This is a genomic window from Nocardia goodfellowii (genome assembly GCF_017875645.1).
Lineage (GTDB): Bacteria > Actinomycetota > Actinomycetes > Mycobacteriales > Mycobacteriaceae > Nocardia > Nocardia goodfellowii.
This window is the reverse complement of sequence record NZ_JAGGMR010000001.1, coordinates 5,172,549-5,198,510: the sequence shown is the minus strand read 5'-3', so window position 1 is coordinate 5,198,510 and position 25,962 is coordinate 5,172,549. Positions and strand designations below refer to the sequence as shown.

The following is a 25,962-nucleotide window of genomic DNA, read 5'->3' as shown; positions in this document are numbered from 1 at the left end:
CATGCTGACCAGTCGACCCGACACCATTGCTCCCGCCGGAAACGGCAAAGCCGCAGCAGGATCGGCGCCGCAGCCGTTCTATAAAGCCGTCGGCAACGAGGTAGCGGTCTTCCGCGCGGCCGCCCGCCGCGGTCTGCCGGTGCTGCTCAAGGGCCCCACCGGATGCGGCAAGACGCGTTTCGTGGAAGCGATGGCCGGCGAGCTCGGCCGCGAGCTGATCACCGTCGCGGGCCACGAGGACATGACCTCGGCCGATCTCGTCGGCCGGTTCCTGCTCAAGGGCGGGGAAACAGTATGGGTGGACGGTCCGCTGACCCGGGCCGTGCGCGAGGGCGCCATCTGCTACCTCGACGAGGTGGTGGAGGCGCGCCAGGACACCACCGTGGTCATCCATCCGCTCGCCGATCATCGTCGTGAACTTCCGGTCGACCGGCTCGGCACCACGCTGCGGGCGGCCGACGGGTTCCAGCTGGTGATCTCCTACAACCCGGGCTACCAAAGCGTGCTGAAGAACCTCAAGGAATCCACTCGCCAGCGCTTCGTCGCCATCGAACTCGGCTTCCCTTCCGCCGCGATCGAAACCGAAGTCGTCGCGCACGAGGCGGGCATCGATGCCGCGACCGCGGGTGCGCTGGTCACCCTCGGCAACGCCATCCGCAACCTGGAGGGCTCGCCGCTGCGTGAAGTGTCCTCCACCCGGATGCTGATCCTGGCCGGCGGCCTCGTCGCCGGCGGGCTGAGCCTGCGTGACGCGGTGCAGTCGGCGGTCGTCCAATCCCTGTCCGACGATCAGGATGTCGTGCGCGCCCTCGGTGAACTGGTCGACGCCGTCCTGCCGCAGCCATGAACGCCGCCGAACCGAGCGGCCCGGAACGCTTTCGACTGCTCGCCACCTGCCTCGCCGGGCGCTCGGTGGACGTCGCGGAGGCGGGGCCGGGCGAGGCCGCTCATACGAACGGGCAGGTGGTCTTCGTCTCGGCGGGCCGGCCGATCGCCGAGCAGCGCCGCGAAATGCTGGTCCAGAGCGCTCTACTCGGTGCGGGCAGTCTGGATCAGCAGTGGGTCAAGCCGCTGCGGGGCCGTCCCGCGATCGCCCGGCGGTACTTGGCGCTGGAAGGACGCCGCGTACTCGCCGGGCTCGCCCCGCGGATTCCGCTCGCGGCCACGCTGCTCGCCGAAGCCGGGCCGGGCCCGTCGAGCACCGAGGAAGCACTCGAAACAGCAAGGGGCCGAGCGAAAGTCACCGACCCGCCCGAGTGGTTCGGCGTCCTCAGGCCCTCCCGGTTGCTGGCGCCGGTCGCCGGCCCCGGGTCCCGGGCCACCGCCCAGGAGTTGCGACTCGAATTCGATCTACTCGATGTGCCCGAGGACGAAAACGACGGCGACGACGAGCAATCCGGGGAAAGCAAGATCCTCAAACTGTTCGAGAACCCGCTGTTCAGTTCGCAGGCCCTGCTGGACCAACTCCGCAAACGGCTCGGCAGTTCGCGGTCGGCCGGAGACGGCACGGCCGGCGCCGAAGCGCAGACGCGCTCGGTCCGGCGGGCCCGGATGGTCGGGCCGGAGGCACGTCCGCTCCCCACGCACATCCGGTTCACCGATGACGGTAAACCCGGCGCCGCCGTGGGGGTGGGCGGTGCGCTGCATCCGGAGTGGGATGTGCACAACAACCGATATCGGCCGGAGTGGTGCCGCGTCGTCGACTTTCCGCTCACGATCGATGCCGACATCACCGCCGCCGGTATTCCGCATGACGATGTGCTGCGCCGCCGCCTGGCCCGGGTCGGCTTGGGCCCCAAGGTTTTACGTGGCCGTCCCGACGGCGACGATCTCGATATCGAGGCCCTGATCGCGCTGTACATCGATCTGCGGTCCGGGTTCTCACCACCGGAGAACGTCTATCTGGAACATCGCAAACTCGCGCGAAATCTCGGCGTGCTCATCCTGCTCGACGCCTCCGGTTCGGCCACCGATACCGATCCGGACGGCCACACCGTCCACGATCACCAGCGGCGCGCGGCCGCGACCCTGGCGCTCACGCTCGAGGAACTCGGCGACCGCGTCGCCGTCTACGCGTTCCGGTCGCAGGGTCGCAACGCGGTCCACCTACCCGCGATCAAGACCTTCGACCAGCGTTTCGGCGCTATCGGGCGCGCCCGGCTCAACCAATTGCAACCGTCGGACTACACCCGCCTGGGCGCCGGCATCCGCGGCGCGGGCGAGATCCTGAAATCCGAGGCCGGCACTCAGAACCGGCTGCTGCTGGTCCTTTCCGACGGAATACCCTACGACGACGGTTACGAAGGACGATATGCCGAAGCCGACGCGCACAAGGCCCTCGAGGAACTTCGCATGGACGGCGTTGCCTGCCTTTGCCTTTCCATCGGTTCGACCACCGCCACCGCCGAACTCGAGCGGGTCTTCGGCTCCGCCGGCTATGCCGGGGCCCCGACCTTGTCCGACCTGAGTCCGCGGATGGACGAGTTGTTCCTGTCCTCCCTGCGCGAACTCAGCGCGCCACGGCCCTGACGAGCAGGGGGCACCGGATCGGCGCCGTCCAGCGCCGGACCGGAGTGGTCCCGGGCTCCTGTTCGGCGCTACCGTAGGCCGGTGGTATCGCGACCGAAAGCAGCTTCCACCGCACAGCTCATCATCGACGTAGTGCTCGAGTTGCTGGAGTCCGAGGGGTATGACGCCGTCCAGCTCAGGGAGGTCGCGCGCCGCGCGCACGTCTCCCTCGCCACGGTGTACAAGCACTTCGCCGATCGGGACGAGTTGATGGTCGCGGCCGTCGAGCGCTGGATGGCGACCAACAGCTACGCGGGCATGGAGCGGCCGCCCGCCCACGAGAATCTGGCCGACGGTCTGATGCGCGTGCTGCGGTACGTCTTCGAACCGTGGGAGCGCAACCCGCGCATGCTCGAGGCCTACCACCGTGCCCGAGGCACGGCAGGCGGACACCGGCTGGACAATCAGGGCATCAACGCGATCCTGCCGGTCGCCTCACCGTTGTTCGAGCGGGCCGATCCCTCCTATCTCGAGGACGTCGCCCTGGTCCTGGCCAACATGGCCTACGCGCTGATCGGGCGGTTCGCCGACGGCAGTCTCGAAATCACCGAGATCCTGCCCATTTTCGAGCGCACCGTTCGTCGCCTGACCAGCGACAACAGCGCCGAGGCCGGGGCGGCTGCCAGTCCTGTCACCGGCGACGGGGTGCCCGGTTGGACCGTGGATCCGGCCCTCGCGGCCCCCTTCCAGCCGAGTTCCGAGGGGTCGCCGGACGGCCGCGAGACCTACGGTTCTACCTCCCGCGCGGAGGTGCGCGCCGACAAGCCCGCGCCGGAGTAACCGCGGAGCAAGCGGTGTACTCCATTGCGCCGCCGGTTCCGCACCGGCGAGTAACCGTGTTACTGTTCGATCATCGCAGCGCTGTGATTCGAGTCATGTGTCACAGCGATCGCGACTCAGGTCACATCGGCGACGGCGCCGAGCAGGAAGCGGAGAGTCATCACATGCATGAGCAGCACTGGTTGCGCACCCGGGCGAAGGCACTGCCGAAAGCGACACGGGTGACAGCGGGTGCGGTGGCAGCGGCGTGCGCCGTCGCTGTCGCCGGAACGGCAATCGAACCGCAGGAAGCCGCAGCGGCCCCGGTGAGCGCGTTCTACACGCCGCCCGCGCAGCTGCCCGCCGCGCCCGGCGCCATCGTCAAGACCGAGCCCATGACCATTCTGGCCACCCCGCCGAACGCCTCGGGCTGGCCGGTCAAGGCGCAGCACGTCATGTACACGAGCCGACTCCAGGACGGCTCGCCGACCGCGGTGACCGGAACCTACATCGAGGCGTCGGGCCCGTGGCGGGGGGCGGGGCCGCGGCCCACCGTCGTCATCGGTCCAGGTACCGCGGGTCAAGCCGACCACTGCGCCATGTCGGTGGCCTTCGCCACCGGCCTGACGCTTTCCGCCGACCCCTCGGTCTCCCTCTCGGCCAACCAGGAACTGCCGTCTTCGGCGGTATGGAGTGCGCTCGGCGCGCGCGTCCTGGTCACCGACTACGTCGGACTGGGCACTCCCGGAATCCACACCTTCGCCAACCGCATCGAAGGCGCGCACGCGATCCTCGACGGCGCCCGCGCCGCCAACAATCTCGGCGGAGTCGGACCCGAAACACCGGTCGTCTTCTGGGGCTATTCCCAGGGCGGCGGCGCCACCGCGGGCGCGGCGGAACTGCTGCGCGAGTACGCGCCCGAACTGAACCTCAAAGGCACCTGGGCCGGTGGACCCGTCGCCGATCTGACGGCGGTCCTCGAACGGATCGACGGCGCGCTGATCGGCGGCGCGATCGGATTCGCGATCAACGGCCTGCTCGCGCGCTACCCCGCGCTGCACGCCGCCATCGACCGCGTCACCAGTCCCGCCGGGCGGGAATTGCTCGAGACCCTCAGCGGTGAATGCATCGGCGATGTCATCGTGCGGCAGCCATTCATGAAAACCAGCTCACTCACCAACGACGGCCGCCCGCTCATCGAGCATCTGCACGCCATACCCGAGGCCGCTCCCGCCCTCGCCGAACTCCGCGCGGGCGGCACCGCGCCCACCGCACCGGTACTGATCACCAGCGGCCTCAACGACGACACGGTCCCCTACAACCAGGCCCGCCGGCTCGCCGAGGAATGGTGCGCGAAGGGCGCCACGGTCACCTTCCGCACCAACAATCTGCCGCCGATCTTTCCCGGCGCGACCATTCCCAATCACTTCGGACCCGAGATGATCGACGGATTCGGTCCGGACAACGCGATCAGCTACCTGCTCGACCGCCTCGCCGACAAGCCGGTCACCGGCTGCACCTTCGACTGAATCAGCCCGCGCCGATGACGGATCGGCGCTGAGCAACCGCCTCTGGAGCCGCGCTGAACGGCTCTCGCCTCGTCGTGCCCAGAACTGGCCCGGATCGAGATCAGGCCTCGGCATCGACCACTGAATACAAACGAAAGTTTCTGCTATGACAGCGATTTCACGCCGGTCACTGCTGACCGGTATCGCCGCGACCGGCGCCGCCGCGATGGCCACCGGCTCGGTGGCCGTGCCGCACGCCGCCGCGCAGGTGCACAACATTCCGCTGACCCACGAGGAACACCGGGTAGTGATCGTCGGGTCCGGTTTCGGCGGTGGCGTCAGCGCTTTACGGCTGACCCAGGCGGGCGTGCCCGTGACCGTGCTCGAACGGGGACTGCGCTGGCCCACCGGACCGAACTCCGCGACGTTTCCGCGCGCTCTGGCACCGGACAAGCGGTTCCTGTGGTACCGGTCCAGCCCGAATGTCTTCGGCCGGCCGCTGGTGTTCGAGCCCTACACCGGTCTGGTGGAGGCGATACCGGGGCAGAATATGACCGCGTTGTGCGCGGCCGGTGTCGGCGGCGGTTCCCTGGTCTACCAAGGGATGTCGTTGCAGCCCAGCGAAGCGGTGTTCAACACCCATTTCCCGCAGGAGCTGGATTGGGCACTGATGAACCGGGTGCACTATCCGAGGGTCGCGCGGATGCTCGGCCTGGCCGAAGCGCCCGATGAGCTGATCGCTTCCGAGAATTACCGCGCCGCAAGGGTATTCGCTGACCGCGTACGCAACGCGGGGATGCCGCTGTCGAAGATTCCGATGCCCATCGACTGGAATTTCGCTCTGGCCGAGTTGCGCGGCGAAATGCGGCCGTCCTACACCAACGGTGACGGGGCCATGGGCGTCAACAACGGCGGCAAACACTCGGTCGACGTCACCTATATCGCCGCCGCCGAGGCCACCGGTCTGGCAAAGGTCGAAACCCTGCACGAGGTAACCGATGTCGAGCGCGCGGCCGACGGTCGCTGGAAAGTCCACGTGCAACGACTCGACACCACCGGCACCGTGCTCGAGCACAAGATCCTCACCACGGGCGCGCTGATCATGGCGGCCGGAAGCCTGAACACCACCCGGCTGCTGATGCGGGCGGGCGGTAAGGGCCTCATCCCCGATCTGCCCGACAGTCTCGGCCAGAACTGGGGCTCCAACGCCGACCGGATCTACGTCTGGACCGATCCGTCCGCGGAATTCGGTGCGCCGCAAGGGGGCCCGGTCGTCTTCGGCAGCCTGAACTGGAACGATCCGAGTACCGCGCACACCGTGATCCAAGCCTCGATCCCGCCGCTGTCCCTGGATCCGCGCAGCACGATGATGGTCGGGTTCGGCGTCAGCGACAGCCGTGGGGCCTTCGCCTACGACTCCGGACGCGACGACGCGATTCTGCACTGGCCCGCCGACGGCGACAGCCGCATCCAGACCAACCAGATCGGCCCGGCGGTGCACCGGATCGCCGGACCCGACGGCATGCTGATCGACACCAACGCACTGTTCCCTTCCACCTGGCACCCGCTGGGCGGGGCCAGCATGGGTCCGGTCTGCGACCTGGAGGGCCGCGTCCACGGCCAGCGCGGCCTCTATGTGCTCGACGGCGCGTTGATGCCCGGCAATACCGCGGCCTGCAACCCGTCGATGACTATCGCCGCGGTCGCCGAACGAGCACTCGACCAGATCGTGGCCCGGGATATCGGCTCGCTGATCTGATGCGGCCGCATCCAGCCGGTAGCCGACGGCGGGCCCGCAGGACGGCCGCTGCGCTCGCCGTGGCGATCCTGCTTCCCGGCGCGGTCGGGGCCGCACAACCGACCGATACCTCGATCTGGCAGTTGGATTCGATCGCCGATACCGCGGCGGCGGCAGCGCGGTGCGGCCCGGGTTCCGCCCCCGAATCCGGCCTGCAAGGTGACGTGCCCGCCGCCGACCGCGACGGCGGGCGCAGCACGCTCGGCTATCACTGCAACATGTCGCTGATCGGTCGATTCGACGGTGACGGCGGTGGTCTCGTGTCGGCGGCGTTCGAGCATTGCGCCTACATCGGCAGCTTCTTCCCGGGCAGTCTGACCGGGCCGAGCCCCGGTGTGCAGGTGCTCGACGTCGCCGACCCCGCGAATCCGGTGTTGTCGGCGACATTGACCGAGCCCGCGATGGTGGCGGGCACGTGGGAGACGTTGAAAGTGCACGCCGGACGCAAACTTCTGGTGGGCGCGGGCGCACCGGTGCTCGCGGGTGCCGGGCTGCTCTCGGTATACGACATCTCCGACTGCGCCCATCCCCGGCTGCTCAACCCCGGAACCGGGTCGGATCTCACGAAGCCGCTGAACGTCACCGCGCACGAGGGCGGTTTCTCCCCCGATGGGCTGACGTACTGGTCCTCGGGCACCGTCCCCGGCATCGTGAGCGCGGTCGACCTCGCCGACCCCGCGCATCCGCGCGTCCTCTGGCAGGGCATGCCGGGAATCTCCCTTCACGGCATGGGAGTGAGCGCCGACGGAAACCGGCTGTTTCTCGCCGACAACACCGGCGGGTTGACGGTGCTCGACAGCAGCGCCGTCCAACGCCGCGATCCCGACCCGCGCCTGCCGATTCTGTCGCAGACGAAGTGGGTCGACGGCTGGGCCACCCAGCACACGGTGCCGGTTACCTACGACGGCGTCCCGTATCTGTTCGCGGTGGACGAGGCGGGTTCGGGCGGGGTGAAGATTCTCGACGTGGCCGATGCCGCGCGGCCGCGCCTGGTCGGCTCGATCAAACTGGCGATCAACCTGGCCGCCAATCAGGACGCGGCGCTCGCTTCGAGTATGGGCGGGTCGATCTTCTCCTACGACGCGCACTACTGTGCGGCCGACCGCCCGGTGAATCCGACCGCACTGGCGTGCGCCTGGCTGGCCTCCGGCATCCGGGTTTTCGACGTGCGCGACCCGCACTCGGTACGCGAAATCGCTTACTACAACCCGCCGGCGCGGACCGGGCGGCCGCCGGGCGCGAATTCACCCCAGTCGCTGTTCTCGGTCGCGGGCGTACCGGTACTCGGCTCCGGCGCCCTCATCCAAGCGCTGCGCGCCGGTGTGTTCGACCCGCAGACGGCTCTCGGCCCGCGCGGTGACCGTCTGATCGGTGACATGTCGGCGGATCTGTGTTTCTCCCCGCCCAGCTGGCATGGCGACCAGCTCTGGGTCGCCTGCTCGGACAACACCTTTCAAACGCTCCGACTCGATCCCAGCGTCTACACGCCACCGCCGGATCAGGAAACGACCATCGGATAGTGATGCGGCGCAATCTGATTCCCGCGAGCGCGCTCGCCGCACTCGGCCTCCTGCTCCTGGTGATCGGCGCCGCCGCTCGCCCGCTCATCGTCGCCGATGCGCGCACCTCGGCCGATATCCTCACCAGCACCGAAATCGGGTTCGTCCAGGATATGGTCGCCCATCACCAGCAGGCGCTACTCATGGTCGCGAGTCTCGACCCGGGCGTGCACCCGGCCGTCGCCCAACTCGCCGTGCAGATCGACCGCACCCAGCGCACCGAAATCGGCACCATGCTCGGCTGGTTGCAACTGGCCTCCAGCACCGCCACCAACCCGCGGCCGATGCGGTGGATGTCCACCGCCACTTCCCATCACAACGCCACTCCCGGCGCGCCGGAACATATGCCGGGCAACGTGACTCGCGCCGAACTCGATGCGCTGGCCGCCGCCCGCGCCGGGCAGGCGGAGTCTCTGTTTCTCCACCTGATGCAACGCCACCATCAGGGCGCGGTCGCCATGGCCCGAGTCGCCGACGCACTGCTGGAACCAGGACCCGTCAAATACCTGGCACGCGACATAGTCGCCACGCAGAGCCAGGAATCGGGGCTGATCAGCGTTCTCCTCGAGACCCCGCCGTGGTGAACGGCGCGGCGTGAAATGAGCGAATCCGCCGATGTCGAGGTCGACCCGCGCCGGACCCGCTCGCGAGCCCGGCTGCTCGATGCCGCCGCTGCCCTGCTGCGGGACGGCGGCTGGGAGGCGGTGACCGTCGAGCGCGTCGTCGCGTTGTCGAAGGTCGCCAAAACCACGCTGTACCGGCATTTCGACAACGCGATGCATTTGCGCGTCGCGACCCTCGAGCGGTTACTGCCGCCGGTGCCCGACACACCACCCGAAGGCCCGCTGCGGGAACGCCTGATCGCGTTGCTCGAGCGGCAGGCCGAGTTGATATACGATGTGCCGCTTCAGGTTTTGACGTTGGCGTGGCTGGCGACCAGCGCGGATCGCCCCGCCGACAACCCGGCCATCAGCGCGCTGCGCCAGCGCATCATCGACCAGTACCGGCTGCCGTTCGACCGAGTGCTCGATACGCCGGAGGCCCGCCGGCAACTGGGCGAATTCGATACCTTCTTCGTGCTGTCGCAACTGGTCGGTCCACTGGTCTTCGCCAGGCTCCTCGGCTCGCGCGAATCGACTCCGCGAGATTGCGCGCGCATCGTCGACGATCTTCTCGCCGCGCACCGGCATGAGTGGACCTGATCGTCCGCGACCCGAGCGCGAGGGAGGCGGGCCTCCCCGATCTCTCGATGATTACCTCCGGAGTAATCGACAACGGACTGCGGGCCGGGAAAGATCTCGAGCGAGCGAAAGGATCTTGTGCGGATGACCACGACTACGCCCTCTGCCTTCGACACCGATACGGCCAGTACTCGCGTCGGCGAGCACGAATTCGCGCTGGAGCTGTCCGAGCGGTGGACCACCTTCGGCGGCACTGCCAATGGCGGATACATGCTGGCCACCTGTTTGCAGGCGCTGCGGCAGGAGATCCCGCAGCCGGATCTGCTGTCGGCGTCGGCGCATTACCTGCGCCCGGGAGTGCTCGGCCCCGCGCGGATCCGGACCGAGGTGGCGCGGATCGGGCGGCGCACCGCGACCGGCGAGGCGGTGCTGACGCGCGACGATCGCGAGATCATCCGGGTACTGGCGACATTCACCGATCTGGCGCAGGCCGACGGGAAGACCGCGGAGCGCGCGGACGCGCCGGTGCTGCCGCCGCCCGCGGCGTGCGTCGATCCGCTGGCGGGATTGGGGGCGGTCGGCGACGCGACCATCGCCGAACGGGTCGAGTTCCGGATGCCGGAGGTGCCGGGATTCTGGAGAGGCGCGCCGGGCGGTACCAGTGCGGCCGACTTCTGGTGCCGGTTCACCGATGGGCGCGACGCCGATCCGGTCGCTCTGGCGCTACTTGTGGATGCCGCGGCTCCGGTCGTGATGGACCTGGGCGTGCCGGGATCCTCGACCGTCGAACTGACCGTGCACATTCGCCGGCGGCCCGCGCCCGGCTGGCTGCGCTGCCGGGTGCGCACCAACTATCTGATCGACGGCTTCCACGAAGAGGACTTCGACATCTGGGACAGCACCGGCGCGCTGGTGGCGCAGTCCCGGCAGCTGGCGCTGATTCCGTAACTCCGGTTTAGGCAGCGTGATCCGGATTCCGCTGATTCAGGGCGCGGGCAGCGTGATCCGGATCCGGGAGCCCGGGTCGGCCACCGCGATCGTGCCGTCGTGCAGTTCGATGATCCAGCGGGCGATCGCCAGACCGAGACCGGTGCCGCCACCGTCGGTGCGGCCGCCGCGGGTGAAACGGTCGAAGACGCGGGCACGTTCGGCGCTCGGGATGCCCGGTCCGTCGTCGTCCACGTCGATCACGACCGAACCGGATTCGACGCGGGCGTGTACCCGGACCTCACCACCCGCGGGGCCGTGCCGGGCGGCGTTGTCGAGGAGATTGAGTAGCACCTGATGCAAACGTGCACGGTCTGCATGTATGCAGACCGTGCTGGATAGCACGGTACGAAACGTGACGCCGCGGCCGAGCGCGGCGGTCATCACCTCGGCCTCGGCGACCACGTCGTCCAAAAGCGGTGCGAGGGCGAGCTCTTCGCGGTCCAGTGGGAACGCGCCCGCCTCGATGCTGGAGAGGTCCAGCAATTCCGAGACCAGCAGGCCGAGGCGTTCGGTCTGGGCCAGCGCCGTGCGCAAGGTCGCCGGATCCGGTTCGGAGACACCGTCGACCAGATTCTCCAGCACCGCGTTCAAAGCGGTGATGGGCGTGCGCAGTTCGTGCGAGACATTGGCGATGAGGTCGCGGCGCTGCTGGTCGGCGGCGGCCAGATCGGCGGCCATCTGATTGAACGCGGCCGCGAGCTGCCCGACCTCGTCGCGGGAACTCGCGCGCACCCGCCGGCTGTAGTCGCCGTGCGCCATGCGTTTGGCCGCCGCGGTCATCTCTCGTAGCGGCCGAGTGATGCCGTGCGCGAGGAATTGGGAGGTGATCAAGGCGATGACGAACGCCGCGACGGTGGTGCGCGGCGGCAACCAGCCGATGCGGAAACGGAAGAACCCGAACGCCACCCCACCCGAAACCAGCATCAGGATGGCCAGTTTCAGCTTGATCGAGCGCACCGGATCCAGCGGACGCGGCAGCACCTCGGCCACCCGATCCGAGATCCGCCCGAGGCGCGCGCGAAGGGTCACCGCGCTTCCAGCGCGTAGCCCACACCGTGCACCGTGCGGATCAGGTCGGCGCCGAGTTTGCGGCGCAGCGCCTTGATATGACTGTCGACCGCGCGGGTGCCCGCGGCGTCGGCCCAATCCCACACCTCCTCGAGCAGTCGTTCCCGGGCGAGCACGACGCGCGGGCGGCGGGCCAGGCGGGCGAGCAGCTCGAATTCCAGTGGGGTGAGCTGGGCTTCGAGGTCACCGCGCCAGACCCGGCGCTGATCGAGGTCGATCCGCAGGTCACCGACCACAATGGCCGAGCCGTCACGGTCGGCGGTGCGTTCCATGCGGCGGAGCAGCGCGTGCACACGTGCGGCGAGCACGCGCAAGGAGAACGGCTTGGTCAGATAGTCGTCGGCGCCCACCCCGAGGCCGATGAGCTGATCGGTTTCGTCGGTGCGGGCGGTGAGCATGAGCACCGGCAGCGAGCGACCCGCTTGAATGCGGCGGCAGACCTCGAGGCCGTCGAAGCCGGGCAGCATCACGTCGAGCACGACCAGATCCGGTTCCCGCGCCTCGACCGCGGCCACCGCCGCCGGGCCGTCGTGCGCCATCTCGACGGTGAAGCCTTCCGCGCGCAGCCGGGCCGCGACCGACTCGGCGATGGTCACCTCGTCGTCGACGACCAGAATCCGGCGCGCTGTGTGCCCGTTACCTCGGGCCACCCCGCCGGCTGCCGTCCCCTTCGATTCCATGAGCGAACCCTATCCATCGCATGTGCACGCCGGTTGCGGCAAGTGTGGAGATCCTGTGCGTGTACAGGGTCGGTAAAGATCATGCGCGAACCTCCGGTGCCGGGATACGTTGGGCCGGTGACTGTTCTAGGTGCTGTGTGTTTGCCTCAGGTCCCGCCCGAGCGACTCGCCGAGATGGCCGCCGCCGCCGAGGACAGCGGCCTGGACGAGCTGTGGGTGTGGGAGGACTGCTTCTTCAGCGGCAGCGCCGTCAGCGCGGCCACCATCTTGGCCCGGACCGAGCGGCTGCGCGTCGGGATCGGAGTGATGCCGGTGCCGTTGCGCAATGTGGCGTTGACCGCCATGGAGGTCGCCGCGCTGGCTCGTTTGTATCCCGGACGCGTGACACCCGGATTCGGGCACGGCGTCCAGGAATGGATGGGCCAGGTCGGTGCCCGCGTCGAGTCGCCGTTGACGCTGTTCCGTGAGCAGCTGACCGCACTGCGCGCCCTGCTCGGCGGCGAAAAGGTCACCGCCGCCGGGCGATACGTGCATCTCGACCGGGTCGCGCTGGAGTGGCCGCCCGCGACCGTCCCGCAACTGGTGGCCGCCGCGACCGGTCCCAAGACGCTGCGGCTGTCCGGCGAGATCGCCGACGCCACCATTCTCACCGCCCGCACCAGCCCCGAACAGCTGCGCGCCGCCCGGAAACTCGTGGCCGAGGGCCGGGAGAAGGCGGGCCGGATCGGCCCACCCCGAATCATCGCGAACCTGCTCACGGTCACCGGTCCCGACGCCACGAAGCGGCTCGCCGCCACTCAGCGCGCCAACAGTTCGGCGCAATCGGTGCACCCGGCCGAGGCGGGCGTGGCGGGTGACGCGCACGCGATCGCCGACGCGGTCCGGCGCTGGGCCGACGCCGGCGCGGACACCGTCATCCTCGAACCCGCCGTCGACGACCCCGACCTGGTCGGCTTCGTCCGCTTCGTCGGCGAACAGGTCCGCCCGCTGCTTACCTGAGGCCGATCAGAACGCGGGCCAGGGTATGGGCCGGGAGGTGCGCGGGACCGGCATCACCGGCTGCGCCAGTAGTTCCTTCGCGCGGTGTCCGAGGGCCTCGATCTCCTCGCCGGTGATGTGCGGCGCGAGCCGGTCGGCGACCTCGCCGGGCAGTGCCTTGACGAATCCTTCGATGTCGGTGAGTAATTCGTCCTCGATGGGGCGGCCGGCCCAGCCCCACAGCACGGTGCGCAGTTTGTGTTCGGCATGCAGACAGATGCCGTGGTCGACACCGTAGATGTGGCCGTCGGTGCCCTCCAGGGCGTGCCCGCCCTTGCGGTCGGCATTGTTGAGCAGTACGTCCAGCACCGCCATCCGCTGCAGGCGGGGGTCGTCGGCGTGGATCAGGGAGACTTCGTTGCCGAGATCGTCCTCGGCGCGCAGCACTTCGCAGAATCCGTCCGGGACCGCGCCCGCCGGGCACAGGTCGACCAGGTCCAGGCGGTCACCGCGGTCGGTGTGGTTGTCGACCGAGTCCACCCAGCGCTGCACCATGCCCGGACCGTACGGGCCCTCGCGCAGGATGGTTTCCGGGATGACGCCCCAGCCGAGCGCGTCGGAGATCAGATAGGAGGCGACTTCGCGCCCGGCCAGGGTGCCCTCCGGGAAATCCCACAGCGGGCGTTCGCCGCGCACCGGCTTGTAGACCACGCGGACCGCCCGCTCGCCGCCGAGCACATCGCAGACCAGCGTCACATTGGAGGCGGTGCTGATCCGCCCGATGACGCTCAATTCCCCGGTAGCGAACCCGTCGTCAGCCGTGCTGGCCCCCTGTGTGCCGGTCAACTCACTCCTCTAGCTCGGCCGGGCCGAAGGTCTCGCTGCGCTTGTAGCCGTTGGTCCGCACGCACATGTGCCCGCGCGGGGACAGCGGCTCCCCGCACAGCGGGCACGGCGGACGGCCCGCCGCGATCACCCGGGTGGAGCGCAGCGCGAATTCCCGGGCCTGAACCGGCGTCAGGAAAACCCGCACCGCGTCGGGCCCCTCCTCGGTGTCGTCGAGCACCACCGATTCGTCGACCTCGGTCTCGGTGATCGCGAGCAACTCCACCACGACCGCGTTGGCGTCGGAGTCCCAGCCCAATCCCATGGTGCCGACCCGGAATTCGGCGTCGATCGGGGTGACCAGCGGCGCCACGTCGGCGACGTCGTCTGCCTGCGGCGGGACGGGTGCGCCGAAACGGCGCGCGACCTCGTCCAGCAACAGCCCCATCCGATCGGCGAGCACCTTGACCTGCTGCTTTTCCAGCAGCACGCTGACTACCCGGGGTTCCTGGACGGCCTGCAGGTAGAACGCCCGATCGCCGGGCTCACCGACGGTCCCGGCGACAAACCGATCGGGGGTGCGAAATACATGGATTGCTCGTGCCACCTGCACCTCCTGCTACATAACCCTGATCGACCATCCGCGGCACGTGCGCCGCCTACTCGTTTACAAGGAATCTCGGCGCTCCGCATTCCCATTATCCGCACCCGGGGTATTCCCTGGCTCGCCGCCGGGAACCGGGCCCTTGTCCAGGGCACCGGCCGGTACCAACCCCGACAGGTCGGCTCCGGTGTCGTTGAGCCGCCAGACGTACGGGGCGGTCGGGGTGTACCGGATGACGCTCAGCGAGGCCGGTTCCACCACGATCCGCTGAAAGCCGTCGAGATGGATACCGAACGCGTCGGCCAGAATCGACTTGATGACATCGCCGTGGGTGCAGGCCACCCACAGCACGTCAGAGCCGTTTTTCTCGGCCAGCGACCGGTCGTGTTCGCGCATCGCGGCGACCGCGCGGGCCTGCACTTGGGCCAGGCCCTCCCCGCCCGGGAACACCGCGCCCGAGGCGTGCCGCTGCACCACTTTCCACAGTGGTTCGGTGACGAGATCGGCCAGCGCTCTGCCCGTCCAGTCGCCGTAGTCGACCTCCAGCAACCGCTCGTCGAATTCCGGTTCCAGGCCGAGTTTCGCCGCCAGCGGCGAAATTGTTCGCTGACAGCGCAACAGCGGCGAGGACACGATATGCGCGATCGGCAGCGCGGCGAGCCGGTCGACGAGGCCGTGGGCCTGATCGGCGCCACGCTCGGTCAAGTCGACTCCGGCGCTGCGGCCGGCCAGGGTGCGGGCGGTGTTGGAGGTGGATTGGCCGTGCCGCAACAGGATCACCGTCATGGCGTCACCTTACTCATGTCGCCTGGACCACCCCGGTCGCCAGCAGCGCCATCACGACCAGACCGAGCACGATCCGGTAGCCGACGAACCAGTTCAGCGAGTGTTTGCCGACGAACTTCAGCAGCCACGCCACCGAGGCGTAACCGACGACGAACGCCACGATCGTGGCGACCAGCAGCTGCGGGCCACTGGCATTGAGACCCTCGCCGGCGGGCGCGAACGCGTCCGGCAGGCTGAACAGGCCCGAGGCGGTGACCGCGGGAATCGCGAGCAGGAACGAGAACCGCACCGCCGCTTCCCGTTCCAGCCCCAGGAACAGCCCCGCGGTGGAGGTGGCGCCGGACCGGGAGACTCCCGGCACCAGCGCCAGGCACTGCGCCAGACCCATGACGAGTCCGTCGCGGGTGGTGAGTTGTTCGATCGGGCGGACCTTGCGGCCGTAGTGCTCACCGGCGGCGATCACCAGCGCGAACGCGATCAGCATGAACGAGACCAGCCACAGATTTCGTGCGCCGGTGCGGATCTCGTCTTTGAACAGAAATCCGAGGACGCCGATCGGGATGGTGGCGATGATCACGTACCAGCCGATCCGGTAGTCCAGATCCTCTTGTGCCCGCGCCTGCTGCTCGGCCATCCGATCAGCGGTCATCACGGGCAGTTTGGTCGTCACCTGATCGGTGATCGGCACCCGCTCACGCCCGCGCTGGGTGAGCTTCTGCAAGTTCACCCGGAACCACACGTGCACGATCCGCCAGATGTCCTTGGCGAAATACACCAGCACCGCCGCCTCGGTACCCAGCTGGGTGACCGCGGTGAACGACGCACCGGCGTCCTTGTTCCAGAACACCGCCGACACGATCCGCAGATGTGCCGAGGAGGAGATCGGCAGGAATTCTGTGAGTCCCTGAACCAGACCGAGTACTAATGCCTGTACCCAGGTCATCGACTCACCCACGCGCACGTCCTCCTGTCACTACCGCCTGAATTGCCCGTTCTCAGTAGGCAATTGGTGTGCGGCGGGTCACCAGGGGCGCGTACCGCCGCAATCTCGCAGCGACAGTACAGGCTCCGGGCGCGCCGCGACCGCCCGGCCGGTTCGGTCCGCGCTCGCCGGCGGCCGCGCGCGGCTCGCTCGAAACGGTGAACCCGGCGCGCGCCTGTCGACGGACTCGCACCGGTTCCGCCGTTTAGGCTTGGCGCCGTGACGAATGCGTGGACGTGGTGATGGAACAGCGGACGGTCGGCCGCAGCGGCCTACGGGTGTCCCGAATCGGCTTGGCCACCCACACCTGGGGTGCGCACACCGATGCCGAGGCCGCGGCCGTGCAACTGGTCGCGTTCGCCGAGGCGGGCGGCACCCTGGTCGACACCTCCCCCGCCTACAACGGCGGTGCGGCCCAGCGCATCCTCGCGCAATTGCTGGGCGACCTGGTTTCCCGCGACGATCTGGTGATCAGCGGCTGCGCGGGTGTCATCCCCGCGGTCGATCCCCCGCACGCCGACCCCGAGCTGCCGACCCCCGAGCCGTTGCAGCCCGTGCCGGAAGCGTTGCGGCCCACCATCGATGCCTCACGTCGCACACTGCTGCGCCAGCTCGACCGGACCCTGCTGGAGTTGGGCACCGACTACCTCGACATCTGGAACATCGGGGCCTGGGACCCGTCCACGCCGTTGGACGAGGTCGCCGCGACCCTCGACTACGCGGTGCGCTCGGGCAAGGTTCGCTACGGCGGGGTGCGTGGCTTCAACGCCTGGCAGCTGGCCAGTCTCGCCGCGATCGCGCCGGTGTGCGTGGCGCAGACCCCGTACTCGCTGCTGGCGCGCGGCGCGGAAGCCGATGTGGTGCCCGCCGCGCAGCACCACGGCCTGGGCGTGATCGCCTCGGCGCCGCTCGCGGGCGGCATCCTCACCGGCAAGTACCGCGACGGCGTCCCCGCCGATTCGCGCGGCGCGGACGAGGCGACGGCCGCCGAGATCAGCAACCGGCTCGACGACCGCGCCACCCGCGTCGTCGACGCGCTGGTGACCGCCGCGGACGGTCTGGGCACCTCGCCGCTCGCGGTGGCACTGGCCTGGATCCGGGACCGTCCCGGCATCGCGTCCCTGATCGTCGGCGCCCGCGATATCGGACAGCTGACCGGGGTGATGGCGGCCGAAACCCTGGAGTTGCCGCGCGCTATCGGCGCCGCCATCGACGACGTCAGCGCACGCACCGAGTGAGCGTTGGCCGCCGTGGGCTTAGGCTTGCCTACATGAGTCGATCCGTTGGCATTCGCGCCCTGCTCGCCGTGCTCGCGCTGCTCCTGGTCGCCGGGACGGCCGCCTGCGGCACCGACAGCGGCGCGACGACCGGGCAGCAGGGGCTGTCCACCGCCCAACTCACCGACAACACCCCGGAGCCGATCGGACCGCCGCCCACCCCGGCCCTGCCGGTGACGGTGCGCTCCTTCGACGGCACCGAGGTCACGGTGAACTCCGCGGACCGGATCATCGCCGCGGACCGCTACGGCACCCTGCTGCAAACCGTCTACGCGCTCGGCCTGGGCGCGAACCTGGTGGGGCGCAGCACATCCGGCGTGTTCCCCGCGGTCGAGAGCCTGCCGATCGTCACCGGCGGCAACGGCACCCTGAACGTGGAATCCATTCTGGCGCTGCGCCCCACGGTGTTCCTCACCGATTCCACCAGCGCCGCGCCCGCCGTGCGGGAGCAGCTGCGCGCGGCCGGAGTCACCGTCGTCTACTTCGACCCGCAGCGCAGCATGGCCGCCGTCGTACCGCAGATCGAGGCGGTCGCCCAGGCGCTCGGTGTCCCCGACCGGGGTCGGGCGCTGGCCCAGCGCACGCGGGACGAGATCGCCGCCGCCGAGGCCGCCGTGCCGAAATCCGACAAGCCGCTGAACATCGCGTTCCTGTACCTGCGCAGTTCGGCCATCACCATGCTGGCCGGACCGGGCTCCGGCGCGGACGCGTTGATCGCGGCGCTCGGCGCGCGCGACGCCGGGACCGTGGCCGGGCTGAAGGAGCCGTTCACCACGATCACCAGCGAGGCCATGATCAGCGCCGCCCCCGACGTACTGCTGGTGATGACCGACGGCCTGAAATCCATCGGCGGCCTCGACGGGATGCTGAAGATCCCCGGCATCGCCCAGACCCCGGCGGGCCGAAACAAGCGGGTCGTCGAGATGTCGGACGGCGTGCTGCTCAGTTTCGGCCCCAACACCGGCCGGGTGGTCGCCGCGCTCAGCAAGGCTGTCTACGATCCCGCGCACGCATGATCGGACGGCTAGGCACACCGGATGATTCGGCGGCCGGGGCGACACGCGCCGGATCGGATTCCGGCGAACACCTCCCGGTCGGACCTGCCGACCTCCGCAGCTCGGCTGACCCGGACCGGGTCGGCACGAAACCGCCGAAGTCCCGCGGTCGTTCCCGGACGATGCTGGTGTTCGTCCTCGCGATCGCCGCGCTGATCGTGCTCGCGCTGCTCTCGGCGGCGGTCGGGCAGGTGCCGACCACGCCCGCCGAAGTCGCGGGCAGTGTCGCGCATCGCCTCGGTCTGGATTGGGGGTCGATGCCCGCGCACCCCGCCGGTGAGGTGACGCTGTGGGAGGTGCGTTTCCCGCGCGTCATTCTGGCGATGCTCGTCGGTGCGGCGCTGGCCACGGCCGGTGCGCTGCTGCAGGGCGTCTTCGCCAACCCGCTGGCCGAGCCGGGAGTGATCGGGGTCTCGGCCGGTGCGGCGGTCGGCGCGGGCGCGGTGATCGTGATCGGCGGCGCGTTCGTCGCGGCCTGGTCGATTGCCGCGGCGGCGTTCGTCGGCGGTTTGATCACCACGCTGATGGTGTATCTGCTGTCCCGTTCCAACGGGCGCACCGAGGTGGTGACGCTGGTGCTCACCGGTGTCGCGATCAACGCCTTCGCGGGCGGGTTGATCGCGTTCCTGTTGTTCATCGCCACCCCCGCCGCCCGCGATCAGATCGTGTTCTGGCAGTTGGGCAGTCTCAACGGCGCGACCTGGGACGCGGTGCGCGTGGTCGCGCCGCTCACCGGCTTCGGCGTGGTGGCGGCGATCCTCGTCGCCGCCCGATTGGATCTGCTCGCGCTCGGTGAGTCCGCCGCACGGCACCTCGGCGTCGACGTGGAGCGCTTGCGCCGCAACGTCATTGTCATCGTCGCCGTGCTCGCCACCGCGGGTGTCGCGTTCTCCGGGATCATCCTGTTCGTGGGCCTGATCGTGCCGCATCTGGTGCGGATGCTGGTCGGCCCGGCGCATCGGGTGCTGATCCCGCTCAGCGCCATTCTGGGCGCGGTGGTGCTGCTCGCCTCCGACGTCGGTGCCCGTTCGCTGGTCGACAACGCCGACCTGCCGCTGGGCATGCTCACCTCACTGATCGGCGGTCCGTTCTTCTTCTGGCTGCTGCGCCGGACCCGCGCCCGCGCGGGAGGCTGGGGATGAGCGGGCGGCGGCCACCGGTGCGCGGATTGGACGCGGTGTTCGCGCGAACACATGAATTGCCCGTGCGACCGGACCGCGGCACAGTGACTTTGCGCGCGGCCGGGCTGAGTGTGGATCGCGGTGCGGCCCGGCGGGTGCTCGAGGCGGTGGATTTCGAGGTCGCCGCCGGTGAGGTGGTCGCGCTGGTGGGGCCGAACGGGGCGGGTAAGTCCACCTTGCTGGCCGCGCTGGCCGGCGAGCTCGATCCGAGCGAGGGCACAGTCGAACTCGACGGCCGCTCCCTGAGCCACTGGACACCGCTGGATATGGCGCGCCGCCGGGCGGTGCTGCCGCAGACCCACACCGTCGGGTTCCCGTTCACCGTTCACGAGGTCGTCGCGATGGGCCGAGCGCCCTGGGTGCGCACCGAACGACGCGAGGATGACGACACACTGATCGCCGCCGCGCTGGCCGCCGCCGATGTGGAACACCTTGTGGGGCGAGCCTTTCCGACTTTGTCCGGCGGCGAACGCGCCCGCGTCGCGCTGGCCCGCGTCCTGGCCCAGGACACCCCGACCCTGCTGCTCGACGAACCCACCGCCGCCCTCGACCTGGGCCATCAGGAAGCCGTGCTGCGGCTGGCCGCCGACCGTGCCGCCGCCGGCGCCGCCGTGGTCGTCGTCCTGCACGATCTGGCGTCGGCCGCGGCCTACGCCGATCGCGTCGCCGTCCTCGAATCCGGCGGGATCGCCGCGGACGGCCCGCCGCGCCAGGTGCTCACCACCGACCTGCTCACCCGCGTCTACCAGCATCCGGTGGAAGTACTCGACCATCCGGTGACCGGCGCGCAACTGGTCTTGCCGGTTCGCCGCTGACGGCGCGCGAAGCGCGAATACCGAGTCCGGCGCGACGTGCGGTCCAACGGCGAATCGAGCACGCCGGCGGGCGCCGTGGCCGGTGGGAAGCTACTGTCGCTCGGCGCGTTGCTTCGGCATCTCGACCACGAGGCTTCCGTGGCCGAGGTAGCGGATCAGCGCGTTGATCGCCCACAGCGCGAAGAACAGCACCCCCAGCGCGGTCGAGACGGCCGCGCCCCAGGCGACCGCGCCACCGCCGAACCAGATGAGTTCCAACATGATTCGCCACGCCCCGCGCAGCCGGAACCGCGCGTTGCCCGCCGCGCCGAACAGCGCCCACATGGCGATGAACAGCAGCGGCGCGACCACCCCGGCGACGACCCGCAGCACCATCGATCCGTCCAGGGTGAACCCCCAGGCGGCGGCCCCGGCGATGACGCCGAGCTCGAGTAGCAGCATCAGTAAGAGATTGGCGCTCTTGACAATTCGCACGGTCGGCTCCCTCAGCGCCAGATCAGCTTGAGTACCGCCGGGGTCAGCAGCATGCGGATCACCGTGGCGTCGAGGATCAGCGCGGCGATCATGCCATAGGCGATGTACTTCATCAGCACCAGGTCCGAGAACCCGAACGCACCGGTGACCACGATGAGAATCGCTGCGGCAGAAGTGATCACGCCGCCGGTGTGGGCGATGCCGTAGCGGATCGCCTCCTGGGCGTCGGCGCCGGACTGGCGGGCCTCCGACACCCGCGACAGCAGGAACACCTCGTAGTCGGTGGACAGTCCGAAGACCACGGTCACGATGAGCGCCAGCACCGCGAACATCAGCGGCCCCGGCGTGAAATTGAACAATTCCGCGCCGTGGCCCTCGACGAAGATCCAGGTCAGCACGCCGAGTGTGGCGACCAGACTCAGCGCACTCATCGCAACGGCCTTGAGCGCCAGCACGATCGAGCGGAACGCGGCATACATCAGCGCGAGCGCGGCCAGCGCCAGAATCGCCACCAGCAACGGCAGACCCCGCAACAGGCCGTTGATGCTGTCGCGCTCGAGCGCGGGCACCCCGGCCACCATCACCCGCACGCCGTCCGGTTCCGGCAACGCGCGCAACTTGTCGATCACCGCGTCCGCGTCCCGTTTGTCGGCGAGCCCGGCGTTGAGCACGTTCACGCCGTCCTTGGTCGCCGCACTCGGTTCGAACCGGCCGGTGAGGCCCGGAATCTGGTTGGCCGCGTAGCGGATATCGCTGAGCTGTCGCGGATCCGCGCCCACCACAACGAGTTTCAGCGGTTCGGTACGGAAACTCGGGAACAGTTCGTCGAACCGTTCCTGCGCCACCCGCGCCGGATTGGCCTCGGACAGGTATTTCTCGCTGATCCCGCCGAACTCGATATTGCGGAACGGGATCGCCAGCGCCAGCAACGCCAGCACGATGGGCACCGTCACCGCCCACGGCCGCCGCATCGCCCAGTTCGCCAGCCTGGAGAAGAACCCGGCGTCGATCTGAGCCTCGGTTTTGGTGCGGGAGAACCGCTTCCAGCCCCACAGGTCGATGCGCCGCCCGGCGATACCCAGTGCCGCGGGCAGCGCGGTCACCGACAGCAGCGCGGCCAGCAGCACCGAACTGATGCCGCCGTAGGGCACCGAGCGCAGCACCCCGTTCGGGAAGATGAACAGCGCCGCCAGGCTGACCGCGATGATCGCGGCCGAGAACAGCACGGTGCGGCCGGCGGTGGCGACCGTGCGCGCGGTCGCCTCCTCCACGGTCTGCCCCGCGGCCAGTTCCTCCCGGAAACGGGTGACGGTGAACAGCCCGTAGTCGATGGCCAACCCGAGGCTGACCAAGGTCATCACGATGCTGGCGAACACGTTGACGTCGATGACACCGGTCAGTCCGCGCATGATGCCCGCGGTGCCCAGGATCGTCATACCGCCGATCAGCACCGGCAGCAGCGCGCCCACCACACCGCCGAACACGAAGTACAGCAGGATCGCCACCAGCGGCAGCGCGATGATCTCGGCACGTTGGATGTCACCCTGCATACCGGTATTGAGCCCGGACAGGATCGGCTGCAACCCGGCCAGCTGCACCGTGGTTCCGCCCGGCCCGCCACCGGGCGTCCCGGCCGCGAGCTGATCGACGATCGCCTGGTAGTTCTCCACGGTCGCGGTACCTTCCCCGCGTAAGCCGACGCTGGCGAAAGCGTGCGTCTTCGAGGCGTCGGTGGCGTTGGCTGCGAACGGGCTGTCCCAATAGCTGTCGATCTTCTGGATGTGCTCTGGGTTCCGCTCCAGCAGCCCCCGCAGCGCGGCCGTGACCGGGCCGCGCACGGCGGGATCGTCGACGGTTGTCCCGGCGGGCGCGCTGTAGAGCAGGATCAGGTCGCTGTCGGTGTCCCGCCCGAACGTGCTGTCGGCGATCTTGGAAGCCGCCACGGACTCACTGGTTTCGTCGAACCAGCCCTCCTGCGTCATCCGATCGGCCAAGCCGCGACCGTAGAACCCGGAAATCAGCACGGCGAACAAGGCGACGGCGAGCACGAGATAGCGATGCCGAAAGACGAACCTGCCCCAGCGCAGCGACCCCGAATGCAGCATCGAATCTCAGCCGCAGGCCGGGGTGCGGTAGTCGGCCGAACGCAGGATGCCGCACAGATCGGTGCGCGAGATCTTCCACTTGCCGTCGTGCCACACGAAATGCACGATCGTGGTGCGTACCGCCGTGCCGGTGCCGTCCTTGTCCAGGCGCATGGTGGCGGTGAGGGTACCGTCCCGGTTGTCGAACACCGGGTCGGTCACCCCGTAGACAGCACGCGGATTGTCTTGCAGCGCTTTGTACATGTCGGGGATGGCGTCTTTGAAGGCGTCGCCGTCCTCGATCAGTGCGGTGCGCTCGCTGTCGGGCAGCGCGGGGTCGAGCGCGCGTTTGATCTGCGCGTCGAGCTCGGCCGCGGTCGGCAGCGGGCGATTCGCGGCGACCGAGGAGGAGGTCGCCGCCGAGGCGGACAGCGAGGCGTTGGCCGAAGACCGGGCCGCCGCCACCGAAGCGTCGTCGGGTTCGGCGCCGCCGCAGGCCGCAACGGTTCCGGCCACCAGCAGGGCAGCCGCGAGGACAGTCAGTCGTGAGGAGAGCATCAATTCCCTACATACCATCGATGACGGAACCGATCCGCCCCAGCAGGGCACGCACGGTCGTGACGTCCCGGTCCGCGGCGGCTTCGACCGGCGCGGCGTCCGGGATCATATCCCGCACGAGCGCCACCACACTTCGCTCGTCGTCCAAGTCGACGTCGGTGACCCGGACGCGGGCCCGCGCGACCACGTCGTCCGGCCCGGGCACCGCGGTGTCCAGATCGGCGCGGTAGATCTCCAGGGTCAGGATCGGGCCGACCGTCCGGAACGCGTAGGGCCTTCCGTCGGCGGTCAGGCCGAAACCGTGCGCGAACGAACCAACGGTTATGTCATCGATGACAAAGCCCGATGGATGATCGGCTTTCACGGCGGACTCCCTGGATTGGACGCTGGTTATCACCCAAGATAATCCACCTCCGGGTCACCGAGCTCTTGACCTTGTCACTGTGGCAAGGTCTTCACTGGGCATCGGAGGTGGTACCCATCAATACGACACACCGGAACCCACAACACACCCGACTGCTCGCCGCGCTGGCCGCCGAGGAGTCGTCCACCCGGTTGAAAGCGGCGCTGGCGGCCGGTACGCATCCGGAGCCCGAGTTCGTCGACACGCTCATCGAGCGGTGCGCCGTCGAGCCCGACTTCTTCGTGCGGGACATGCTCACCTGGGCGCTGACCCGGCTCCCGTCCGAGATCACGGTCCCCGCCCTCCGGGCGGAACTGCGATGCGAACGGGCGCAAGCTCGCAGTCAGGCGTTGCACACGCTGTCCAAGATCGGTGACCGGACGGTGTGGCCCGCGATACCGCTCTCGTTGCTGCGCGATGCCGACGACGAGGTGGCTCGAAGTGCGTGGCGCGCGGCGGTGATCCTGGTTCCCGATGACGAGAAGCGCGTGCTGGCCACGGAATTGGCCACCCAACTCGGCCGCGGCGACCGGGAGACACAATTGAGTCTGAGCCGTGCCTTCGTCGCGCTCGGCGAGGTGGTCGAGCCGGTCCTGCGCGCGGCGACGACCAGCCGGGAGCCCACCGTGCGCGCCCATGCGAAAGCGACACAGCGGCTGCTGGACGACCCGGAGGCGGGCTTCGACCTCGCCGTCGACGCGGCGCGACGGGTGGCCGCGCTCGGCCCCGAATGGGAGGAGAAGACTACGTGCTGATCGGCGAGGTGGCGCGCCGCTCGGGGGTGAGTGCCCGGATGCTCCGGCACTACGACGCCCTCGGGTTGGTGCGCCCCACGGGCCGCACCGTCGGCGGCTATCGGGAGTACCGCCCCGAAGACATCCGGCGGATCTTCCACGTGGAGGGGCTGCGATCCCTGGGACTGTCGTTGCGCGAAATCGGCCGCGCCCTCGACGATCCCGGCTTCACCCCCGCCGCGCTGGTCGGCAGCCTCATCCGCAAGACCGAGGAGCGCCTGCGGCAGCAGCGCGAGCTGCTCGAACGGCTGCGCACCGTCGATGCCGCCGAACCCGGCGGCTGGCACGACGTCCTGCGCACCGTCGAGCTGCTGCACCAGCTGGGTTCGGAGAACGCCGCCCGGCGGCAACAGGCCGTCCTGGGCCCGGCCGAGGACGTTTCGATGCCCGCCGAGTTACTGGCCGAGGCCGTCTTCACCGAAACCGATCCGAACGTCGCCGGAGCTCTCCGATGGGCCCTCACGCGAGCCGGTGGCGACGCGGTGGCGAGTGTGGCGGCCGGAATGGACTCCGCCGCCGCCGAGGTCCGCCGGCGCGCGGTACTCGCCCTCGCCGAACTACCCGGCGACGAGGCGACCACGCACCTCACCGCCGCGCTCGAGGACGCGGACACCACGGTCCGCAGGCATGCGGCACTCGCCTTGGGCGCCCGAGGCAGCACCCGGGCAGTGCCGGCGCTGATCGGCACGGTGGTCGACGGCCCGAACGATGTAGAGGCGGCGGAACTTCTGGGCACCCTGGCCCGCGACACCGAATGCGCGGAGCGGATCATCCGCGCCCTGAACAACGAACTCGCTTCCCCCACAGCCGATTCCGCAGCCCGAATGCGCCTGACCCAAGCCCTCGCCGAACTACCGGGCACCCTCGCGCTCGCCACCCTACGGCGCCTGACCCACGACGACGACCGGGCTATATCCATGCTCGCTTCGACCCTGGTGGATGTGCTCGAGACACGGTCGAACCCGTCGGCTTGACGACACGCCTCGGCCACGCACAGATCCGCCTACCGCGAGCAGCGACGGCGCGGCCGGACAG

General features: G+C 69.3%; 26 protein-coding genes. 16 read left to right on the top strand and 10 right to left on the bottom strand.

The features are described 5' to 3' along the window. Position 1 precedes the first annotated feature (1 nt). The 9 genes from BJ987_RS23860 to BJ987_RS23820 all read left to right on the top strand — a co-directional run bounded on the left by BJ987_RS23860 (position 2) and on the right by BJ987_RS23820 (position 10,321). On the top strand, positions 2–847 hold the full coding sequence (locus BJ987_RS23860) for a CbbQ/NirQ/NorQ/GpvN family protein (RefSeq protein ID WP_209894213.1): 846 nt from the start codon (positions 2–4) through the stop codon (positions 845–847). Further along, positions 844–2,529 (top strand): nitric oxide reductase activation protein NorD, encoded by a 1,686-nt coding sequence (locus BJ987_RS23855; protein WP_209894210.1) that lies wholly within the window; start codon positions 844–846, stop codon positions 2,527–2,529. Before BJ987_RS23860 ends, BJ987_RS23855 begins: the two co-directional genes overlap by 4 nt. 81 nt (positions 2,530–2,610) lie before the next feature. Further along, complete coding sequence (locus BJ987_RS23850) at positions 2,611–3,348, top strand: TetR family transcriptional regulator (RefSeq protein WP_307869736.1); 738 nt, start codon at positions 2,611–2,613, stop codon at positions 3,346–3,348. A 164-nt stretch (positions 3,349–3,512) separates the two neighbouring features. Then, positions 3,513–4,856, top strand: coding sequence for a lipase family protein (locus BJ987_RS23845; RefSeq protein ID WP_209894207.1), 1,344 nt, complete (start codon positions 3,513–3,515; stop codon positions 4,854–4,856). A gap of 145 nt (positions 4,857–5,001) precedes the next feature. Next, positions 5,002–6,594: a GMC oxidoreductase gene (locus BJ987_RS23840; protein ID WP_209894204.1), complete on the top strand. Its 1,593-nt coding sequence runs from the start codon at positions 5,002–5,004 to the stop codon at positions 6,592–6,594. Then, a complete protein-coding gene (locus BJ987_RS23835; protein WP_209894201.1) occupies positions 6,594–8,153 on the top strand; it encodes an LVIVD repeat-containing protein in 1,560 nt (519 codons plus the stop codon). The genes BJ987_RS23840 and BJ987_RS23835 overlap by 1 nt, the downstream gene beginning before the upstream one ends. Before the next feature lie 2 nt (positions 8,154–8,155). Continuing rightward, positions 8,156–8,776, top strand: coding sequence for a DUF305 domain-containing protein (locus BJ987_RS23830; protein WP_209894198.1), 621 nt, complete (start codon positions 8,156–8,158; stop codon positions 8,774–8,776). A 15-nt stretch (positions 8,777–8,791) separates the two neighbouring features. After that, positions 8,792–9,394: a TetR/AcrR family transcriptional regulator gene (locus BJ987_RS23825; protein WP_209894195.1), complete on the top strand. Its 603-nt coding sequence runs from the start codon at positions 8,792–8,794 to the stop codon at positions 9,392–9,394. 123 nt (positions 9,395–9,517) lie between these two features. Then, on the top strand, positions 9,518–10,321 hold the full coding sequence (locus BJ987_RS23820) for a thioesterase family protein (protein ID WP_209894192.1): 804 nt from the start codon (positions 9,518–9,520) through the stop codon (positions 10,319–10,321). A gap of 36 nt (positions 10,322–10,357) precedes the next feature. Here the strand turns inward: BJ987_RS23820 and BJ987_RS23815 are convergent, their stop codons facing one another. Both BJ987_RS23815 and BJ987_RS23810 read right to left on the bottom strand, forming a co-directional pair. Continuing rightward, positions 10,358–11,392: a HAMP domain-containing sensor histidine kinase gene (locus BJ987_RS23815; protein ID WP_307869735.1), complete on the bottom strand. Its 1,035-nt coding sequence runs from the start codon at positions 11,390–11,392 to the stop codon at positions 10,358–10,360. After that, positions 11,389–12,111, bottom strand: a complete 723-nt coding sequence (locus BJ987_RS23810; protein WP_209894190.1) for a response regulator — start codon at positions 12,109–12,111, stop codon at positions 11,389–11,391. The genes BJ987_RS23815 and BJ987_RS23810 overlap by 4 nt, the downstream gene beginning before the upstream one ends. Before the next feature lie 135 nt (positions 12,112–12,246). Between BJ987_RS23810 and BJ987_RS23805 the strand changes: the two genes are divergently transcribed. Then, entirely contained in the window at positions 12,247–13,110 is an 864-nt protein-coding gene (locus BJ987_RS23805; RefSeq protein WP_307869910.1) for an LLM class flavin-dependent oxidoreductase, read from the top strand. Between the two features lie 6 nt (positions 13,111–13,116). Here the strand turns inward: BJ987_RS23805 and BJ987_RS23800 are convergent, their stop codons facing one another. The 4 genes from BJ987_RS23800 to BJ987_RS23785 are packed head-to-tail and all read right to left on the bottom strand — an operon-like array spanning position 13,117 to position 16,259. Continuing rightward, positions 13,117–13,935 carry an SCO1664 family protein gene (locus BJ987_RS23800; RefSeq protein ID WP_209894185.1) on the bottom strand — a complete coding sequence of 273 codons (819 nt, stop codon included), beginning with the start codon at positions 13,933–13,935 and terminating at the stop codon, positions 13,117–13,119. A gap of 1 nt (position 13,936) precedes the next feature. Continuing rightward, positions 13,937–14,521 carry a DUF3090 domain-containing protein gene (locus BJ987_RS23795; protein ID WP_209894183.1) on the bottom strand — a complete coding sequence of 195 codons (585 nt, stop codon included), beginning with the start codon at positions 14,519–14,521 and terminating at the stop codon, positions 13,937–13,939. Between the two features lie 60 nt (positions 14,522–14,581). Continuing rightward, positions 14,582–15,304, bottom strand: coding sequence for a histidine phosphatase family protein (locus tag BJ987_RS23790; RefSeq protein WP_209894181.1), 723 nt, complete (start codon positions 15,302–15,304; stop codon positions 14,582–14,584). Positions 15,305–15,317: 13 nt separating this feature from the next. Then, complete coding sequence (locus tag BJ987_RS23785) at positions 15,318–16,259, bottom strand: undecaprenyl-diphosphate phosphatase (protein WP_307869734.1); 942 nt, start codon at positions 16,257–16,259, stop codon at positions 15,318–15,320. A gap of 269 nt (positions 16,260–16,528) precedes the next feature. Between BJ987_RS23785 and BJ987_RS23780 the strand changes: the two genes are divergently transcribed. From BJ987_RS23780 to BJ987_RS23765, 4 genes are all read left to right on the top strand, one after another. Next, a complete protein-coding gene (locus BJ987_RS23780; RefSeq protein WP_209894179.1) occupies positions 16,529–17,524 on the top strand; it encodes an aldo/keto reductase in 996 nt (331 codons plus the stop codon). 32 nt (positions 17,525–17,556) lie between these two features. Further along, on the top strand, positions 17,557–18,579 hold the full coding sequence (locus BJ987_RS23775; protein ID WP_209894177.1) for a heme/hemin ABC transporter substrate-binding protein: 1,023 nt from the start codon (positions 17,557–17,559) through the stop codon (positions 18,577–18,579). A gap of 161 nt (positions 18,580–18,740) precedes the next feature. Beyond that, positions 18,741–19,760 (top strand): FecCD family ABC transporter permease, encoded by a 1,020-nt coding sequence (locus tag BJ987_RS23770; RefSeq protein WP_209898940.1) that lies wholly within the window; start codon positions 18,741–18,743, stop codon positions 19,758–19,760. Then, positions 19,757–20,614 carry a heme ABC transporter ATP-binding protein gene (locus BJ987_RS23765; protein WP_209894175.1) on the top strand — a complete coding sequence of 286 codons (858 nt, stop codon included), beginning with the start codon at positions 19,757–19,759 and terminating at the stop codon, positions 20,612–20,614. The genes BJ987_RS23770 and BJ987_RS23765 overlap by 4 nt, the downstream gene beginning before the upstream one ends. Positions 20,615–20,704: 90 nt before the next feature. Here the strand turns inward: BJ987_RS23765 and BJ987_RS23760 are convergent, their stop codons facing one another. The 4 genes from BJ987_RS23760 to BJ987_RS23745 are packed head-to-tail and all read right to left on the bottom strand — an operon-like array spanning position 20,705 to position 24,094. After that, the gene (locus BJ987_RS23760; protein WP_209894172.1) at positions 20,705–21,088 is read right to left on the bottom strand and encodes a YrdB family protein; all 384 of its coding nucleotides are present in this window, start codon (positions 21,086–21,088) and stop codon (positions 20,705–20,707) included. Between the two features lie 11 nt (positions 21,089–21,099). After that, on the bottom strand, positions 21,100–23,193 hold the full coding sequence (locus BJ987_RS23755) for an MMPL family transporter (protein ID WP_209894169.1): 2,094 nt from the start codon (positions 23,191–23,193) through the stop codon (positions 21,100–21,102). 6 nt (positions 23,194–23,199) lie between these two features. Next, positions 23,200–23,730, bottom strand: a complete 531-nt coding sequence (locus tag BJ987_RS23750) for a WKL family lipoprotein (protein ID WP_245366101.1) — start codon at positions 23,728–23,730, stop codon at positions 23,200–23,202. A 7-nt stretch (positions 23,731–23,737) separates the two neighbouring features. Continuing rightward, positions 23,738–24,094: a hypothetical protein gene (locus BJ987_RS23745; protein ID WP_209894165.1), complete on the bottom strand. Its 357-nt coding sequence runs from the start codon at positions 24,092–24,094 to the stop codon at positions 23,738–23,740. Positions 24,095–24,201: 107 nt separating this feature from the next. On the opposite strand from BJ987_RS23745, the gene BJ987_RS23740 reads away from it, so the two are divergent. After that, a complete protein-coding gene (locus tag BJ987_RS23740) occupies positions 24,202–24,888 on the top strand; it encodes a HEAT repeat domain-containing protein (protein WP_209894163.1) in 687 nt (228 codons plus the stop codon). Next, a complete protein-coding gene (locus BJ987_RS23735; RefSeq protein WP_209894161.1) occupies positions 24,882–25,901 on the top strand; it encodes a MerR family transcriptional regulator in 1,020 nt (339 codons plus the stop codon). Before BJ987_RS23740 ends, BJ987_RS23735 begins: the two co-directional genes overlap by 7 nt. Positions 25,902–25,962 lie beyond the last annotated feature (61 nt).